The organism is Pseudomonas sp. zjy_15 (genome assembly GCF_043101865.1).
GTDB classification, from domain to species: domain Bacteria; phylum Pseudomonadota; class Gammaproteobacteria; order Pseudomonadales; family Pseudomonadaceae; genus Aquipseudomonas; species Aquipseudomonas putida_Y.
This window is the reverse complement of the sequence record NZ_JBICII010000118.1, coordinates 1-16,755: the sequence shown is the minus strand read 5'-3', so window position 1 is coordinate 16,755 and position 16,755 is coordinate 1. Positions and strand designations below refer to the sequence as shown.

Annotated in this window: 15 protein-coding genes and 1 rRNA gene; 14 read left to right on the top strand and 2 right to left on the bottom strand. The window is 60.7% G+C overall.

Annotated features, from left to right (window positions below; translation table 11 throughout):
- The first annotated feature begins 88 nt into the window (after nucleotides 1-88).
- The 4 genes from ACF8EF_RS23225 to ACF8EF_RS23210 all read left to right on the top strand — a co-directional run bounded on the left by ACF8EF_RS23225 (nucleotide 89) and on the right by ACF8EF_RS23210 (nucleotide 3,760).
- Nucleotides 89-973 (top strand): hemin ABC transporter substrate-binding protein, encoded by an 885-nt coding sequence (locus ACF8EF_RS23225; RefSeq protein ID WP_392462319.1) that lies wholly within the window; start codon nucleotides 89-91, stop codon nucleotides 971-973.
- Nucleotides 974-1,023: 50 nt separating this feature from the next.
- The gene (locus tag ACF8EF_RS23220) at nucleotides 1,024-2,007 is read left to right on the top strand and encodes an iron ABC transporter permease (RefSeq protein ID WP_176685385.1); all 984 of its coding nucleotides are present in this window, start codon (nucleotides 1,024-1,026) and stop codon (nucleotides 2,005-2,007) included.
- Nucleotides 2,007-2,774 carry a heme ABC transporter ATP-binding protein gene (locus ACF8EF_RS23215; protein ID WP_209963420.1) on the top strand — a complete coding sequence of 256 codons (768 nt, stop codon included), beginning with the start codon at nucleotides 2,007-2,009 and terminating at the stop codon, nucleotides 2,772-2,774. The genes ACF8EF_RS23220 and ACF8EF_RS23215 overlap by 1 nt, the downstream gene beginning before the upstream one ends.
- Nucleotides 2,775-2,875: 101 nt before the next feature.
- Complete coding sequence (locus ACF8EF_RS23210) at nucleotides 2,876-3,760, top strand: ChaN family lipoprotein (protein WP_392462317.1); 885 nt, start codon at nucleotides 2,876-2,878, stop codon at nucleotides 3,758-3,760.
- Between the two features lie 180 nt (nucleotides 3,761-3,940).
- Here ACF8EF_RS23210 and ACF8EF_RS23205 read toward each other — a convergent pair whose 3' ends face one another.
- Entirely contained in the window at nucleotides 3,941-4,219 is a 279-nt protein-coding gene (locus ACF8EF_RS23205; RefSeq protein WP_010955337.1) for a TfoX/Sxy family protein, read from the bottom strand.
- A 158-nt stretch (nucleotides 4,220-4,377) separates the two neighbouring features.
- The gene (locus ACF8EF_RS23200) at nucleotides 4,378-5,940 is read right to left on the bottom strand and encodes an AAA family ATPase (RefSeq protein ID WP_339443708.1); all 1,563 of its coding nucleotides are present in this window, start codon (nucleotides 5,938-5,940) and stop codon (nucleotides 4,378-4,380) included.
- Between the two features lie 115 nt (nucleotides 5,941-6,055).
- On the opposite strand from ACF8EF_RS23200, the gene mrcB reads away from it, so the two are divergent.
- The 10 genes from mrcB to ACF8EF_RS23150 form a co-directional block, all read left to right on the top strand.
- The gene (mrcB, locus tag ACF8EF_RS23195; RefSeq protein ID WP_176685356.1) at nucleotides 6,056-8,377 is read left to right on the top strand and encodes a penicillin-binding protein 1B; all 2,322 of its coding nucleotides are present in this window, start codon (nucleotides 6,056-6,058) and stop codon (nucleotides 8,375-8,377) included.
- 15 nt (nucleotides 8,378-8,392) lie between these two features.
- Nucleotides 8,393-9,178: a M48 family metallopeptidase gene (locus tag ACF8EF_RS23190; protein WP_176685355.1), complete on the top strand. Its 786-nt coding sequence runs from the start codon at nucleotides 8,393-8,395 to the stop codon at nucleotides 9,176-9,178.
- Nucleotides 9,178-9,510, top strand: a complete 333-nt coding sequence (locus ACF8EF_RS23185; protein WP_019099850.1) for a YqcC family protein — start codon at nucleotides 9,178-9,180, stop codon at nucleotides 9,508-9,510. Before ACF8EF_RS23190 ends, ACF8EF_RS23185 begins: the two co-directional genes overlap by 1 nt.
- A 408-nt stretch (nucleotides 9,511-9,918) precedes the next feature.
- Entirely contained in the window at nucleotides 9,919-11,643 is a 1,725-nt protein-coding gene (locus ACF8EF_RS23180) for an acetolactate synthase 3 large subunit (RefSeq protein ID WP_028697593.1), read from the top strand.
- A 1-nt stretch (nucleotide 11,644) separates the two neighbouring features.
- Nucleotides 11,645-12,136 (top strand): acetolactate synthase small subunit, encoded by a 492-nt coding sequence (ilvN, locus tag ACF8EF_RS23175; RefSeq protein ID WP_003250040.1) that lies wholly within the window; start codon nucleotides 11,645-11,647, stop codon nucleotides 12,134-12,136.
- Between the two features lie 55 nt (nucleotides 12,137-12,191).
- Nucleotides 12,192-13,208, top strand: a complete 1,017-nt coding sequence (gene ilvC / locus ACF8EF_RS23170; protein ID WP_021784771.1) for a ketol-acid reductoisomerase — start codon at nucleotides 12,192-12,194, stop codon at nucleotides 13,206-13,208.
- Nucleotides 13,209-13,358: 150 nt separating this feature from the next.
- Nucleotides 13,359-14,210, top strand: coding sequence for a CDP-diacylglycerol--serine O-phosphatidyltransferase (pssA, locus tag ACF8EF_RS23165; protein WP_392462314.1), 852 nt, complete (start codon nucleotides 13,359-13,361; stop codon nucleotides 14,208-14,210).
- 79 nt (nucleotides 14,211-14,289) lie between these two features.
- Entirely contained in the window at nucleotides 14,290-15,303 is a 1,014-nt protein-coding gene (gene msrP, locus ACF8EF_RS23160) for a protein-methionine-sulfoxide reductase catalytic subunit MsrP (RefSeq protein ID WP_392529353.1), read from the top strand.
- On the top strand, nucleotides 15,303-15,914 hold the full coding sequence (gene msrQ, locus ACF8EF_RS23155; RefSeq protein ID WP_176685353.1) for a protein-methionine-sulfoxide reductase heme-binding subunit MsrQ: 612 nt from the start codon (nucleotides 15,303-15,305) through the stop codon (nucleotides 15,912-15,914). Before msrP ends, msrQ begins: the two co-directional genes overlap by 1 nt.
- Nucleotides 15,915-16,596: 682 nt before the next feature.
- Nucleotides 16,597-16,755: ribosomal RNA gene (locus ACF8EF_RS23150) — 16S ribosomal RNA — on the top strand; the annotation flags it as partial.

Here is a 16,755-nt window from a genome sequence, read left to right as displayed (position 1 = left end):
TTGCCCGCATTCGCTGCGCCCGGCTGTATATGGTGCGCAGTTCCGCCGCTCGCCACAAGGCGTGCAGCCCGTCTTCAGAAGGAACCCGATGATGCGCCGTCCAGCTGCTTTTCTCGCTTTGTGTGCAAGCCTTGTGCTCTCAACCCAAGCCTTGGCAGCCGAACTGCCGCAACGCTGGGTCAGTGCTGGTGGCGCCTTGAGCGAGTGGATAACCGCATTGGGCGGCGAAGCACGCCTGGTCGGTGTGGACACTACCAGTCAGCACCCGGCCTCGTTGAAGTCGTTGCCCAGTGTGGGTTATCAACGACAGCTGTCGGCCGAAGGCATTCTCAGCTTGCGCCCGGATGTGCTGGTGGGCACCGAGGAAATGGGACCGCCGCCGGTACTGGCGCAAATCCGCAAGGCCGGCGTGCGGGTCGAGTTGTTCTCCAGCAAGGCCGAGCTGCCGGCAGTAGATGAAAACCTCAGGCACCTGGGGCAGTTGCTCGGTGCAGAGCAGCAAGCGTCCGCGCTTGTAGCTGACTACCGCCAGCGGCTCGATGCGTTGCATGTCAACGTCAAGCTGGCCCAGGCCGGGGAGCAGGCTCCTGGGGTGTTGCTGCTGGTCGGTCATGCCGGGGCCAAGCCGCTGATTGCCGGGCAAGGCACTGCCGGTGACTGGCTGCTGGGCCAGGCGGGTGGGCGAAACCTGGCCGCGCACCAGGGCTACAAGAACTTCTCCAACGAAGCCTTGGCGGCGCTTGACCCGGATGTGATCGTGTTTTCCGACCGGGCGCTGGCCGGTGAGCAGGCCTTGCAGGCGCTGTTGAAAGAAAACCCCGCGCTGGCTGCCTCGCGGGCCGTGCGTGAGAAACGCCTGGTCTCACTGGACCCGACGCTGTTGGTCGGCGGGCTCGGGCCTCGGCTACCGGCGACCTTGCAGTCGTTGGCAGCCACCTTCTACCCGGCTGCTCAGGCCAGCTTCGCACAATGAAACAACGGGTCCAGTCACGTACGTTGTTCATTAGCCTGAGCCTGTTGTGCCTGTTGGCGATCTGGCTGTCACTGGCGCTGGGGCCAGTCAGCCTGCCAATGCTCGATACGCTGCGCGCTGGGCTGCGTCTTTTGGGATTGCCTGTTTCCGAAGATGGCCTGCAGCAGGCCGAGATGATCCTTGGCCAGATCCGCCTGCCGCGCACCCTGTTGGGGTTGGCGGTGGGCGCGGTGCTGGCGCTGTCCGGGGTGGCCATGCAGGGGCTGTTCCGCAACCCGCTGGCTGACCCCGGGCTGGTAGGCGTTGCCGCCGGTGCCGCAGTAGGGGCAGCGGTTGCCATAGTTGGCGGCGCCTGGTTTGGTGGCATGCCGGATGCCTTCGCGCCTTATCTGCTGTCGTTCTGCGCTTTTGTCGGCGGGCTTGGGGTCACTGCGCTGGTCTACCGCCTGGGGCGCCGCGATGGCCAGACCAACGTCGCCACGATGCTATTGGCTGGCGTGGCCATGACCGCGCTAGGTGGCGCGGCCGTGGGGTTGTTCTCTTACCTGGCCGATGATGCCACCTTGCGTACGCTGACATTCTGGAACCTTGGCAGCCTCAATGGCGCCAGCTATGAGCGGCTGTGGCCATTGTTGCTGGTGGCGGTAGCGGTGGCGGTGTGGCTGCCACGCCGGGCCAAGGCGCTGAATGCCCTGTTGCTGGGGGAGTCGGAGGCACGTCACCTGGGCGTTGACGTGGAGCGGCTCAAGCGTGAGTTGGTGTTCTGCACGGCGCTGGGGGTGGGGGCTGCAGTGGCTGCAGCCGGGTTGATCGGCTTCATCGGCCTGGTAGTGCCGCACCTGGTACGCCTCCTGGCCGGGCCCGATCACCGTGTGGTGCTGCCAGCCTCGCTGCTGGCCGGCGGTGTGCTGATGTTGTTCGCCGACTTGGCGGCGCGGCTGCTGCTGGCGCCTGCCGAGCTGCCGATTGGTATCGTTACGGCCTTCATCGGTGCGCCGTTCTTCCTGTTCCTGCTGATGCGAGGGCGCGGCTGATGTTGCAAGTAGAGGGCCTGTATCTGTGCAGGGGCAGCAATGAGGTACTGCACGACATTCACCTGCAGTTGCCTCCGGGGCAGGTCGTGGGTGTGCTTGGTCCCAACGGTGCCGGCAAGAGCAGCCTGCTGAGTGTGCTTTGCGGTGAACTGGCGCCCGACCGTGGGCGGGTGACGCTGCAGGACCGCCCCCTGGCCGATTGGGCCGGGCAGGAACGGGCAAGGCGCCTGGCAGTGCTGCCACAGGTGTCCAGCCTGGGTTTCTCGTTTCGGGTCGAGGAAGTGGTGGGCATGGGGCGCATGCCTCATGGCACCGGTCAGCGACGCGACGCGGAAATTGTCGAAGCGGCGTTGCGGGCGGCAGATGCCTGGCACCTGGTAGAGCGCAGTTACCTGGCGCTTTCCGGTGGCGAGCGGCAACGGGTACACCTTGCCCGCGTGCTGGCGCAGCTATGGCCGGGCGAGGAAGGTGCCACTTTGCTGCTCGACGAACCGACCTCGATGCTCGACCCGCTACATCAGCACACCACCCTGGAAGCCGTTCGCCGCTTTGCCGACTGCGGTGCTGCAGTGTTGGTGATCCTGCATGACCTGAACCTGGCGGCGCGGTACTGTGATCGTATCCTGTTGCTGGAGCAGGGGCGCTGCCACGCGTTTGCCACGCCCGAAGCGGTACTGACCCCAGCGGCACTGAGGGCGGTGTACGGTATCGACGTACTGGTGCAGGCGCACCCCGAGCGCGGGCATCCGCTGATCATCACCCGTTGATTCTCGAACCGTGCACGGCCTCTGTGGAAGCGGCCTTGTCTCGCGACAGGTCCGCCCCGGGGCAGGCCATTCAAATTGTGGATGACATGGAGTAACTGCCGATGCGACACGCGCTGCTGTCTGGTTTCTCGCTGTGCCTGGTACTGGCGATAGGCGGTTGTCAGGCCAGCCTGCCGCCGTTGCCCGCCTGGCAGAGCAGCGAAGGTCGCACCCACGCCGAGCTGGGGAAGATTGTCGATCTGTCCAATGAGCAGGTCATTAGCCCTGAACAGCTGGTACAGCGCCTGGCTGTCGTACCCCGCGTGCTTGTCGGCGAGAAGCACGACAACCCTGACCATCACGCGCTGCAACTATGGCTGCTGCGCGCTCTTCAAGGCCAGCGCTCTCAGGGCAGTCTGTTGCTGGAAATGCTGCAGCCCGGCCAGCAGTCACGGGTGGACAAGCTGGTGGGGCAGCCTTTGCCGGTAGACTTGCCCAAGGCGCTGGCCTGGCAGGAGGGCTGGGATTGGCAGTTGTACGGGCCGATTGTCACCGAAGCCCTGCAGCAACGGGTGTCGTTGCTGGCAGCCAACCTTTCGCCCGCCGAGATGCGTCAGGCCTATCGACAGCCGGCTCCGGTGCAGGGCGAAAAGTCCAATGCACCCGCAGTAAAGGCTGCCTTGCTGGAACAGGTGCGCGCCGGACATTGCGGGATGCTGCCGGAAAGCCAGTTACCGGCGATGCTGGCCGTTCAGCAGCAGCGCGACCGGCGCATGGCCGAGCGTTTGCAGGCGGCACCGCAACCGGCACTGCTGTTTGCCGGGGCTTACCATGTGCGCAAGGACCTGGGCATACCCTTGCATCTGGCTGACCTGGGGGCGTCGGACGAGAGCAAGGTATTGCTGCTGGCTGAGGTGGGCGAGCGAGTCGAGCCTGGCGAGGCTGACTATGTGTGGTACACGGCAGCGATGCCGGAGCAGGATTATTGTGCGCAATTGCGGCGTTGATCCGGAAAAAGCCCAGGCAAAAAAAGACCCGGCAAACTGCCGGGTCAATAACCGTGATTAGCCTGATGAGGAGATAATCTGAGAGTCCGAACCAGGGGCTCTTAGCTTATCCAACCAGTCTCGCGACCAGTTGTGATAATCATAACAATTCTCATTTAGGCGTCAATCCCTTTACGCCGATTATTTTGGTTTTTTTTGCGTAGGGTTTTTCGCGTCCAATTGTTGGTTGAGTGCTTCCTTGCGTTCGAGCGGCAAATCGTTCCAGTGCATGTCCAGCAGGGCGCCTTCAATGGCATACAACAGCACCTTCGATGCACGGAACCCTCGTGTCTTCACGGCCTGGTACGCACCCACCGCGCCCAGGCGGCGCAAATCCGATGCACTGTGGATGCCAGCTGCATGCAGCCACTGCGCAGAAGTCTTGCCAAGGTTCTTCAGATGCTGCAATTCATCGTTCATCGAGCCTCCTTGCGATGGCTGAACGGGAATGGGGGGATAAATCGCGAGCAGGTCTGAGAGGAGTGTAGCGGGGGTTGGGAAATATGCGGCTTTTTGCCATCGGAGGGTGAGCGGCCTGTGCCTGCCCCTTCGCGGGCAGGCACAGGAAGATGACGAACTTACAGGCCAGGCAACCGCTGGCGAATCTGCTCGATCACCTGATCCATGCTGCCGGCAGCCTGGGTATCGACGCGGGTGCTGTGCACCAGCTCCTGCGCATCCAGCGCCTCACGGCTGGCCTGCTGGGCCTTGATCACCTCCAGCGTGGCATCCGAGGGGTCGCTGTTTTCGGCCTGGCGCTGCTCCAGCCAACTGGCGATGACCGCCTCCGGCGCGTGGCAGTCGAGGATGAGGAACGGCACTCCGGTCTGGCTGGCAACGTCTGCCGCAGCCTGGCGCTGCTCACGCTTGAGGTAGGTGGCGTCCAGCACCACCGGGAAGCCGGCGCGCAGCACGGTCGCTGCCACCTCGTGCAGGCGCTGGTAGGTCGCTGCGCTGGCCTCCTGGTCGTATATGCCCGTACTTAGCTGGCCGGCGTCGGCCTGCTGTTGTTCGCCGAACAGGCGCTTGCGCTCTACGTCCGAACGCACGCGCACTGCACCCAAGGCCTCGACCAGGCGCATGGCCACGTGACTTTTGCCCACTGCCGAAACGCCATGGGTGATGGCCAGCAGACGCGACGGGATGGCACTGTAGCTTTCGGCCAGGTTGGCGTAGTTGCGGTAGGTGCGCAGGGTGGTGGCACGCTGCACGCCATCAGCGTCGGCCGGCATGCTGAACAGTGCGACCTTGGCCCGCACCAGCGCGCGGTAGGCTTTGTAGAAGTTGAGCAGTTCCAGGCCTTCGTAGTCCCCCGTCAGTTCCAGGTACTGGCTGATGAAGCGCCGGGCCAGGCACTTCAGGCCGCGGTCTTCCAGGTCCATGGCCAGGAAGGCGGTGTCGGCGTAGACGTCGGTCAGTCGGAAAGGCTCGTTGAATTCGATGCAATCGAAGATCACCACCTTGCCATCGATCAAGGTGGCGTTGCCCAGGTGGATGTCACCGTGGCACTCACGGATGAAGCCATTGGCCTTGCGCCTTTCCAGCAGGCCGTGCAGGCGCTCGAAGCTGCTGCGGGCCCAGGCCTGTAGGGCGTCGAGTTGCTGCAGATCGGCTTTGTCGCTGAGGAATGGGCGAATTTGCTCGAAGTTCTGCTCCACCGGGGCCATCACGCTGTCTGGCGTGCCCAGCGGGTGCTCCATCGGCACACGTGGGGCCTGCAGGTGAAACTCGGCAATCTGCCGGGCCATCTGGTCGATGTGTGTGGCGTTCAGCTCGCCATTGGCCTGCAGTGTGTTGAGCATCTGTCCCTGGGGGAACTGGCGCATTTTCAGCACGTACTCGATGGCTTCGCCTTCGCCACCGATCTGCGGTGCGTCGACGCTACCGGTGATCGGCAACACGTCCAGGTACAGGCCTTCGGTCAGGCGTTGGTTCAGGCGCAACTCTTCGTTACAGAAATGCTGGCGCTGGTCCAGCCCGGTAAAGTCCAGGAAACCGAAATTCATCGGTTTCTTGACCTTGTAGGCGTACTCGCCAGTGAGCAGGACCCAGGAGATATGCGTCTCGATGAGCTGAAACCCATCCACGGGATGAGGGTACAGGGCAGGGTTCTGCAACGCAGTAATAAGAGCTTGGCTCACGGCAAATCCTTCCGGGGCAAGGGAATTCGAATGCGTCATTATGGTCAATGGTGCCGTCCCTGCCTACCGCTGGGCCGTCTGCCCAGCCTTTATAAAGTGCGTATAATCCGCCGCCATGACCCGAACCCGAAATTCCCGCACCCCTCAGAAACGCCCGACCGGCCGCTCCCGCGCCTGGCTGGGCTGGGCTTTGAAGCTCAGCCTGGTAGGCCTGGTGATCGTCGCCGGCTTCGCGGTTTACCTCGATGCCGTCGTTCAGGAAAAGTTCTCCGGCAAGCGCTGGACCATCCCAGCCAAGGTGTATGCCCGGCCGCTGGAGCTGTTCACCGGCCAGAAGTTGAGCAAGAACGACTTCCTCACCGAGCTCGATGCGCTTGGCTACCGTCGCGAAAGCGCGGCCAACGGTCCGGGCGCTGCGTCCGTCAACGGCAATACCGTCGACCTCAATACCCGTGGCTTCCAGTTCTACGAGGGCATGGAACCGGCACAGTTCGTGCGCGTGCGCTTCTCGGGCGACTACGTAGCGGGCCTCTCCGGTGCCAACGGCAAGTCGCTTGACGTGGTGCGGCTGGAGCCGCTGATGATCGGCGGCATCTACCCGAAAAACCTCGAAGACCGCATCCTGATCAAGATCGATCAGGTACCCAAGTATCTGCTTGAGACCCTGGTGGCCACGGAAGACCGCGACTTCTACAGCCACCACGGCGTGTCGCCCAAGTCCATCGCCCGGGCCATGTGGGTCAACACTTCGTCCGGCTCTATGCGCCAGGGTGGCAGTACCCTGACCCAGCAGTTGGTGAAAAACTTCTACCTCAGCAGCGAGCGCAGCCTCAGCCGTAAGCTGACCGAGGCGATGATGGCGATACTGCTCGAACTGCACTACGACAAGCGCGAAATCCTTGAGGCCTACCTCAACGAGGTGTTCGTCGGCCAGGACGGTCAACGCGCCGTGCACGGCTTTGGCCTGGCTAGCCAGTTCTTCTTCAGTCAGCCGTTGTCTGAGCTGAAACTGCATCAGATCGCCCTGCTGGTGGGCATGGTCAAAGGCCCGTCCTATTACAACCCGCGGCGTCACCCCGAGCGCGCTTTGGCGCGCCGCAACCTGGTGCTCGACCTGGTGGCCGAGCAGGGTGTGGCCAGCCAGGCAGAAGTCGATGCGGCGAAGAAGATGCCGCTGGGCGTGACCAAGCGTGGCAGCCTGGCCGACAGCTCGTTCCCGGCCTTCCTCGACCTGGTCAAGCGACAGCTACGTCAGGACTACCGCGACGAAGACTTGACCGAAGAAGGCCTGCGCATCTTTACCAGCTTCGACCCGATCCTGCAGATGAAGGCCGAAACCTCGATGAGGGAGACCTTCAAGCGCCTGTCGGGCCGCAAGGGGGCTGACGAGGTGGAAGCGGCAATGGTCGTGACCAACCCTGAGACAGGTGAAGTACAGGCGTTGATCGGTAGCCGCCAGGCAGGCTTCGCCGGCTTCAACCGGGCCATCGATGCTGTGCGGCCGATCGGCTCGCTGGTCAAGCCGTCGGTATACCTGACCGCGCTGGAGCAGCCAAGCAAGTACACCCTGACCAGTTGGATGCAGGACGAGCCATTTTCGGTCAAGGGGGCTGACGGCCAGGTCTGGCGCCCGCAAAACTATGACCGTCGCCCGCACGGCACTATCTACCTGTACCAGGGGCTGGCCAACTCGTACAACCTGTCGACCGCCAAGCTCGGCCTGGAAGTGGGTGTGCCGAACGTGATCAAGACCATTGGTCGGTTGGGGGTGAATGTCGATTGGCCAGCATTCCCGGCCATGTTGCTGGGGGCTGGTGGCATGTCGCCAATGCAGGTGGCAACCATGTATCAGACCATCGCCAACGGCGGCTTCAACACGCCGATGCGCGGTATCCGCAGCGTGCTCACCGCCGAGGGCGAGCCGCTCAAGCGTTACCCGTTCCAGATCCAGCAAACCTTCGACCCGGGTGCCATTTACCTGGTGCAGAACGCCATGCAGCGCGTAATGCGCGAAGGTACAGGGCGCTCGGTGTACAACACCTTGCCACGCTCGCTGACCCTGGCGGGCAAGACCGGTACCAGTAACGACTCGCGGGACAGTTGGTTCTCCGGCTTCAGTCAGGATCTGCTGGCCGTGGTGTGGATGGGCCGTGACGATAACGGCAAGACACCCTTTACCGGCGCCACCGGAGCCTTGCAGGTGTGGACCAGCTTCATGAAGAAGGCCGACCCGCTGCCGCTGGACATGCCGCAACCGGACAACGTGGTGCAGGCCTGGATCGACCCGTACACTGGCCATGGGTCTGATGCCAGCTGTCCGGGAGCGGTGCAGATGCCGTATATTCGCGGGAGTGAGCCGCCGGCCGGCGCAACCTGTGGCGGTGAGCAGGATCCAGTCGAATCGGTAATGGACTGGGTCAAGGGCTGGATGAATTAAGCACAGGCTGCATTGATGAGGTGTGACGTGAACAAGTGGCTGTTTCCTGCCGTGACGGCGTTGGCTGTGCTCCAGGGGTGCTCCAGCGTCCCGCGTGGCAATATTCCGGTGGTCGATTCGAGCACCCGTGTGTCCAACAGCGAACGCGTGACGGCCAACCGCTCGGCGGGTGGCTATAACACCGGCACCGCCCAGGCGCAAACGCTGCCGGAGGACTCCGGCGTCACCGTGATGATCCCGCAGGGCGCAGGCGCTTCGGCCATCCAGACGTTCCCGGCGAACAATGGCGCAGCACCGATCACTCCAGGGCCGATCACTCCTGGCCCTGTCAGCTCGGCACCGATGACCACCAATCCCAACCCGATTGCCGATGAGCCTTTCGACATTGCCGCGATGAACAGCACTTCGCAAAGCGCCAGCGCGCCAACCGGTATTCCGCGCAGCGCTGCCGCCGGTGGCCTGTCGGCCGACGAGCAACTGGACGGTCCTGTGCTGGCATTGCTGACCACTGCGCAGACGCAGCAGGGCAGCGGCGACTTCAACGGTGCCGCCTCGAGCCTTGAGCGTGCCCAGCGCATTGCTCCGCGTGAGCCGCAGGTGCTGTATCGCCTGGCCCAGGTGCGCCTCTCGCAAGGTGATGCAGCGCAGGCAGAGCAGTTGGCGCGCCGCGCCCTGACCTACGCCAACGGCCGCCCAAGCCTGCAGGCTGAGCTATGGAACACGATCGCCCAGGCCCGTGAAAAGCAGGGTGACAGCGCTGGCGCTGCTCTGGCCCGGCAAAAGGCGCGGGTCAATTCGTGATGATCGAGCAACGCATTCTGGATATTGCCGACCACCTGCTATTGATCGAGCGTGAACTGCAGGTGCAAGGCTGGTGGGATGACGAGCCGCCAAGCGACGAGGCACTGGCCAGTACGGTGCCGTTCGCCGTGGATACCCTCAGTTTCGAGCAATGGCTGCAATGGATCTTCCTGCCCCGCATGAAGATCATCATCGAGCTGGGTCACCCGCTGCCCAATGCATCGAGCATCCTTGTCATGGCCGAAACCGTGTTTACCGACCGGCCGGAGCAAAGTCGTGAGCTACGGCGCCTGTTGGCAGCTTTTGATCAATTGATCGCTCCTTCCGCCTGATTTCTTCAGTTTTTCCTTCTAGGGCCGCAGATTGTGGCCCTTTTTATTGGAAATCTTCTTAATTCTGCTGCTGAAGCGATTTTTAGTGGTGGCAGGAATTCATCTTGGGGAAAAATTGGCAATAATTTTTCTTGACTTGTTGGCGCCGAATCACAAGAATCCAACTTCCGCTGTAGAGGGACTGCCAGAAGCAGACCCGCTAAGCAGATCATGAGGTGCACACCCGCGCCGACCTGTTACACCCCGCAACGCGTTACCTCGCGCTGGGTGGGAAACCCCCGCAACACTCTGGGGATCTCCCAATACTTGCTCAGTCAGTGCTGACGTTCGCTCATGCTCTGCTTGGCAGTAAACCTATTAAGACCCGTCCAGTGAGGGCGGTATTCTGGCGTTTTAGAGGTGAACAACGTGGAGCTTTTATCTGGCGCTGAGATGGTCGTCCGCTTCTTGCGTGACGAAGGCGTTAAGCACATCTACGGGTACCCTGGTGGTGCTCTCCTGCATGTTTACGACGCACTGTTCAAAGAACCGGAAGTGGAACACATCCTGGTTCGTCATGAGCAGGCGGCAACCCATATGGCGGACGGCTACGCTCGTGCCACCGGCAAGGCCGGTGTGGTGCTGGTAACCTCCGGTCCTGGCGCGACCAATGCCATTACCGGCATTGCCACCGCCTACATGGACTCGATTCCGATGGTCATCCTGTCCGGCCAGGTGCCTAGCACCATGGTGGGCACCGATGCCTTCCAGGAAACCGACATGATCGGTATCTCGCGGCCGATCGTGAAGCACAGCTTCATGATCAAGAACCCGACCGAGATCCCTGAAATTCTGAAGAAAGCTTTTTACCTGGCGCAATCCGGTCGCCCAGGTCCAGTCGTGGTCGACATTCCAAAAGACATGACCAACCCGGCTGAAAAGTTCGAATACGTCTACCCGAAAAAGGTCAAGCTGCGCTCCTACAGCCCGGCGGTCCGCGGTCACTCCGGCCAGATCCGCAAGGCTGCCGAGATGCTTCTGGCTGCCAAGCGCCCGGTCGTCTACTCCGGTGGCGGCGTGATCCTCGGCGGTGGCTCCGAAGCCCTGACTGAAATCGCCAAGTCGCTGAACCTGCCGGTTACCAATACCCTGATGGGTCTGGGTGGCTTCCCGGGTACCGACCGCCAGTTCCTCGGCATGCTTGGCATGCATGGCAGCTACACCGCCAACATGGCCATGCACAATGCCGACGTCATCTTTGCCGTCGGTGCGCGTTTCGACGACCGCGTTGTAAACGGCCCGGCCAAGTTCTGCCCGAATGCCAAGATCATCCACATCGACATCGACCCGGCGTCGATCTCGAAGATGATCAAGGCCGACGTGCCGATCGTCGGCCCGGTCGACAGCGTACTCAGCGAAATGCTCGGCATCCTCAAGGAAATCGGCGAGCAGCCTGACAAGGCGGCGCTGGATGCCTGGTGGAAGCAGATTGACGAATGGCGTGGCAATGGCGAGTTGTTCCCTTACGACAAGGGCGATGGCAACGTCATCAAACCGCAAAAAGTCATCGAGACACTGTGCGAAGTGACCAATGGCGATGCCTTCGTCACTTCCGACGTGGGCCAACACCAGATGTTTGCCGCGCAGTACTACCGCTTCAACAAGCCAAACCGCTGGATCAACTCCGGTGGCCTGGGCACCATGGGCTTCGGCTTCCCGGCGGCGATGGGCATCAAGCTCAACTTCCCGGATCAGGACGTGGCCTGTGTGACCGGCGAAGGCAGCATCCAGATGAACATCCAGGAGCTGTCCACCTGCATGCAATACGGCCTGCCGGTGAAGATCGTCAACCTGAACAACGGTGTGTTGGGCATGGTCCGCCAATGGCAGGACATGGCCTACAACGGTCGTCATTCGCACTCGTACGTCGAGTCGCTGCCTGACTTCATCAAGCTGGCCGAAGCCTATGGCCATGTGGGTATCCGCATTACCAGCCTGAAAGACCTCAAGCCGAAGCTGGAGGAAGCGTTTGCGATGAAGGACCGTCTGGTGTTCATCGACATCGCGGTTGACCGCAGTGAGCACGTCTATCCGATGCAGATCAAGGATGGCTCGATGCGTGACATGTGGCTGAGCAAGACGGAGCGTACCTGATATGCGGCACATCATTTCCCTGCTGCTGGAAAACGAACCCGGTGCGTTGTCCCGTGTGGTCGGCCTGTTCTCCCAGCGCAACTACAACATTGAAAGCCTGACTGTAGCGCCGACCGAAGACCCGACCCTGTCGCGTCTGACGCTGACCACCGTTGGCCATGACGAAGTGATCGAACAGATCACCAAGAACCTGAACAAGCTGGTCGAAGTGGTCAAGCTTGTCGACCTGTCGGAAAGCGCTCATATCGAGCGTGAACTGATGCTGGTCAAGGTCAAGGCCACCGGTGCCCAGCGCGCCGAGATCAAGCGCACCACGGATATCTTCCGTGGCCAGATCGTCGACGTGACCGCCAGCGTGTACACCGTGCAGCTGAGCGGTACCAGCGACAAACTGGACAGCTTCATCCAGGCGATCGGCACTGCATCGATTCTGGAAACCGTGCGCAGCGGCGTTACCGGCATTGCCCGTGGCGACAAAGTGCTCAGCATCTAAATTTAAAAAATAGCGATGGCTCCGCAGGGGCCGAGATATAACCAGGGGTATTTTCATGAAAGTTTTCTACGATAAAGACTGCGACCTTTCCATCATCCAGGGTAAGAAAGTCGCCATCATCGGTTACGGCTCTCAGGGCCACGCTCAGGCGTGCAACCTGAAAGACTCCGGTGTAGACGTTACCGTCGGTCTGCGTAAAGGTTCGGCTACCGTTGCCAAGGCTGAAGCCCACGGCCTGAAAGTTGCTGATGTTGCTACCGCTGTCGCTGCGGCTGACCTGGTCATGATCCTGACCCCGGACGAGTTCCAGGGCACGCTGTACAAGAACGAAATCGAGCCGAACATCAAGAAGGGCGCTACCCTGGCCTTCTCTCACGGTTTCTCGATCCACTACAACCAGGTGGTTCCGCGTGCCGATCTCGACGTGATCATGATCGCGCCGAAAGCCCCGGGCCACACCGTTCGCTCCGAGTTCGTCAAAGGCGGCGGTATCCCTGACCTGATCGCTATCTACCAGGACGCTTCCGGCAACGCCAAGAACGTCGCACTGTCCTACGCTTCGGGCGTGGGTGGTGGCCGCACCGGCATCATCGAAACCACCTTCAAGGACGAAACCGAAACCGACCTGTTCGGTGAGCAGGCTGTTCTGTGTGGCGGTACCGTCGAACTGGTCAAAGCCGGTTTCGAAACCCTGGTCGAAGCTGGCTACGCGCCGGAAATGGCCTACTTCGAGTGCCTGCACGAGCTGAAGTTGATCGTAGACCTCATGTACGAAGGCGGCATCGCCAACATGAACTACTCGATCTCCAACAACGCCGAATACGGTGAGTACGTGACTGGTCCGGAAGTCATCAACGAAGAATCCCGCAAGGCCATGCGCAATGCTCTGAAGCGCATCCAGGACGGCGAGTACGCGAAGATGTTCATCTCCGAAGGTGCTACCAACTACCCATCGATGACCGCCAAGCGTCGCAACAACGCCGCTCACGGCATCGAAATCATCGGCGAGCAACTGCGTTCGATGATGCCGTGGATCTCGGCTAACAAAATCGTCGACAAGACCAAGAACTAAGTCTTATCGAAAGATGAAAAACGCGGCTTCGGCCGCGTTTTTTCGTTCTGGCATCCAGCTTCTGGTATAAAGCAGACCAGTGGCTCGCTGTCAGAACCTGTTTCGCGGGCCCGTGTCGAACATTTTCCATCCTGTTGCAAGGTACCCTCCATGAGCGAACGTCCCGAAGAGCCGAACAAGCCCTCCGACGCCGAAAGCCTGCTACCTGTCGATGAGCACGTTGAAGAAGGGCATGACGCCGAAGGCCGCAAGGTGCGCCACCGCGGCATCTACCTGCTGCCCAACCTGTTTACCACCGCCAACCTGTTTGCCGGTTTCTATTCCATCATCAGCTCGATGAGCGCACAGAGCGCCCTGAGTGCCGGCGACCCGCGCGAGGCGAGCAAGTACTTCGCTTTTGCCGCTATCGCCATCTTCGTGGCCATGGTGCTCGACGGCCTGGACGGCCGCGTTGCGCGTATGACCAACACCCAGAGTGCCTTCGGTGCCGAGTATGACTCGCTGTCGGATATGGTCGCCTTCGGCGTGGCCCCGGCTTTGCTGGCCTTCGGCTGGGCGCTGGGTGACATGGGCAAGGTCGGCTGGATGGTTGCATTCATCTATGTGGCCGGTGCCGCGTTGCGCCTGGCGCGCTTCAATACCCAGGTCGGTACCGCCGACAAGCGCTACTTCATCGGCCTGGCCAGCCCGGCTGCCGCAGGTGTGGTGGCGGGCACCGTATGGGCGTTCAGCGACTATGGCATCCAGGGCTCCAAGCTGTCGTTCCTGGTGGCGCTGCTGGTGGCTGCTGCTGGCATGCTGATGGTCAGCAACATCAAGTACAACAGCTTCAAGGAGCTGGACCTCAAGGGGCGCGTGCCGTTCGTGGCGATCCTGGCGGTGGTGCTGGTGTTTGCCGTCGTATTCAGCGACCCACCACGCATCCTTCTGCTGGTCTTCCTTGCCTATGCAGCATCGGGGCCGATCCAGTTCCTGCTGAAGGCGCGCCGTCGCAAAGTGTGAAAATCACTTAACGCTGGAATAACCTCGCGGCTCCATAGTCTTACTGGTACATCCGTTACTCAGTGCTATGGAGCCGTTCATGCTTATCAAGCTTCCTAGGTCTTCCGAGTGCAAGGCGTCGGAGATCACCCCCGAAAGCATTTACCTTTCCCGTCGCACCCTGCTGGGCGGCTCATTGGCTGGCTTGGCGCTAGGCGCATTACCGGGTGGGGTGGGCGCGGCGCAAGTGTCGCGTTATGCCGATGTGCAGGCTGGGGCCGCGCCGGCCTGGTTCACTGACAAGCTCTCCGCCACGCGCTGGCAAGCGGTGACGGTGAAGGACGAGGCGATCACGCCGTTCAAGGATGCCACTCACTACAACAACTTTTACGAGTTCGGGCCCGACAAGGGAGACCCGGCGGCCAATGGCGACAGCCTGAAGACCGAGCCGTGGTCCATTGTGGTGGATGGTGAGGTTGGCAAACCCGGACGCTATGCTCTGGAGGACTTCGTAAAACCCTATCAGCTTGAGGAACGGATCTATCGGCTGCGCTGCGTAGAGGCGTGGTCGATGGTCATTCCGTGGCTGGGGTTCCCTTTGGCTCAGGTGCTCAAGCAGGTCGAGCCGACCTCGAGGGCGCGTTATGTGCGTTTCGAAACGCTGAAGGATCCTCAGCATATGCCCGGGCAGCGGTCAGGATTTGCCTTGATCGACTGGCCTTATAGAGAAGGGTTGCGCCTGGATGAGGCGATGCACCCGCTGGCAATTCTCGCGGTGGGTATGTACGGCCGGGAGCTGCCCAATCAGAACGGCGCGCCGCTGCGTCTGGTGGTGCCTTGGAAGTATGGCTTCAAGAGCATCAAGTCGATTGTGCGCATCAGCCTGGTAGAGGAGCAGCCTGGTACTACCTGGGAAGGGCTGGCGCCGGATGAATATGGTTTCTATGCCAACGTGAACCCGACAGTCGACCACCCGCGCTGGAGTCAGGCGCGCGAACGTCGCTTGCCCAGCGGGTTGTTCAGCCCTAACGTGCGGGAGACTCAGATGTTCAATGGCTATGCGGATGAAGTGGCGTCGCTGTATACCGGGCTCGATCTGCGGAAGAACTACTGATGCGTTACCCCTGGTTTCGCTTGGCCATCTTTGTCGTGGGCTGCCTGTTTCCGGTGTGGTGGCTATATGAAGCGGCGATGAACCTGCTGGGGCCTGATCCCGGGAAGATCATGATGGACCGCCTTGGGCTTGGGGCGCTCACCTTTTTGCTGGTGACCTTGAGCATGACCCCACTGCAGAAGCTGACGGGCTGGTCTGGCTGGATTGTGGTTCGCCGGCAGCTGGGGTTGTGGGTGTTCGCCTATATAGTGCTGCACATCCTGGCTTACCTGTTTTTCATTCTGGGGCTGGATTGGGGGCAGTTGGCGGTGGAACTGAGCAAGCGGCCATACATTATTGTGGGAGCGCTGGGGTTCCTGGGTTTGCTGGCGTTGGCGGTTACCTCTAACCGGTACAGCCAGCGGCGGCTTGGGGCGCGGTGGAAGAAGCTGCACAGGTTGGTGTATGCGGTGCTTGGGTTGGGCTTGCTGCATTTCCTGTGGATCGTGCGCTCGGACCTTCGGGAGTGGGCGATCTATGCGTCTATAGGGGCTGTGTTGATGGTGTTGCGGATTCCTGCTGTTGCGCGGGTGCTTCCCAGGGTTGCCAGGAAGCAGGGTCGGGCGGTTTGAGAGTGGGGCGGGGCTGCCAAGGGCCTGTCTTGAGATAGCAATGGCAGTAGAGGGGCCCGCCTTTGTTTCTCTGGTGTCTGTGAGATCGAGCGCCGCCCGCGTCCGGCTCGAGACATTCATCGCCGGTGAGACTGTTGTGGCGAACACTGGTAGCCCCGATACGGTCTTTTCCCCTTATATTTCACTTTCTTGAAATTAAAGGTTGACGCCCTCTTGAATCCCCTTATAATGCGCCCCACTTCCAGCGACAACGGAACGACAAACTCCTTGAAATTCAATGAGTTAGACAATTCTGAAGGTGCTGTAAGGGCTACGATCAAATGATCGAAAGCGGTTGAAAAGGTGGTTGACAGTGCTTCTGAGTGCTGTATGATTCGCCTCCCGCTACGAGAGATCGCAGCGAGCCAAGTGTTTGAAGCTAAACGAGTTTCTCGCAAAAAACTTCAAAATAAACGCTTGACAGGCTCTGAGGAAAGCGTAGAATGCGCGCCTCGGTTGAGACGAAAAACTCTTAACCAAACGCTCTTTAACAAATCGAATCAAGCAATTCGTGTGGGTGCTTGTGAGTGCGGACTGATAGTCAAAAAGATTATCAGCATCACAAGTGACCATGCGAGAAATCACATAGTCATTTGAGATTGCTGAGCCAAGTTTAGGGTTTCTTAAAAACCCAAGCAGTATTGAACTGAAGAGTTTGATCATGGCTCAGATTGAACGCTGGCGGCAGGCCTAACACATGCAAGTCGAGCGGATGACGGGAGCTTGCTCCTTGATTCAGCGGCGGACGGGTGAGTAATGCCTAGGAATCTGCCTGGTAGTGGGGGACAACGTTTCGAAAGGA

Bases quoted from the DNA above. Each gene is read 5' to 3' on its own strand.
- ACF8EF_RS23215 (WP_209963420.1), top strand. From the start codon at position 2,007: ATGTTGCAAGTAGAGGGCCTGTATCTGTGCAGGGGCAGCAATGAGGTA.
- ACF8EF_RS23190 (WP_176685355.1), top strand. From the start codon at position 8,393: ATGAGGTGTGACGTGAACAAGTGGCTGTTTCCTGCCGTGACGGCGTTG.
- pssA (WP_392462314.1), top strand. From the start codon at position 13,359: ATGAGCGAACGTCCCGAAGAGCCGAACAAGCCCTCCGACGCCGAAAGC.
- mrcB (WP_176685356.1), top strand. From the start codon at position 6,056: ATGACCCGAACCCGAAATTCCCGCACCCCTCAGAAACGCCCGACCGGC.
- msrQ (WP_176685353.1), top strand. From the start codon at position 15,303: ATGCGTTACCCCTGGTTTCGCTTGGCCATCTTTGTCGTGGGCTGCCTG.
- ACF8EF_RS23205 (WP_010955337.1), bottom strand. From the start codon at position 4,219: ATGAACGATGAATTGCAGCATCTGAAGAACCTTGGCAAGACTTCTGCG.
- ilvC (WP_021784771.1), top strand. From the start codon at position 12,192: ATGAAAGTTTTCTACGATAAAGACTGCGACCTTTCCATCATCCAGGGT.
- ACF8EF_RS23185 (WP_019099850.1), top strand. From the start codon at position 9,178: ATGATCGAGCAACGCATTCTGGATATTGCCGACCACCTGCTATTGATC.
- ACF8EF_RS23210 (WP_392462317.1), top strand. From the start codon at position 2,876: ATGCGACACGCGCTGCTGTCTGGTTTCTCGCTGTGCCTGGTACTGGCG.
- ilvN (WP_003250040.1), top strand. From the start codon at position 11,645: ATGCGGCACATCATTTCCCTGCTGCTGGAAAACGAACCCGGTGCGTTG.
- msrP (WP_392529353.1), top strand. From the start codon at position 14,290: ATGCTTATCAAGCTTCCTAGGTCTTCCGAGTGCAAGGCGTCGGAGATC.
- ACF8EF_RS23225 (WP_392462319.1), top strand. From the start codon at position 89: ATGATGCGCCGTCCAGCTGCTTTTCTCGCTTTGTGTGCAAGCCTTGTG.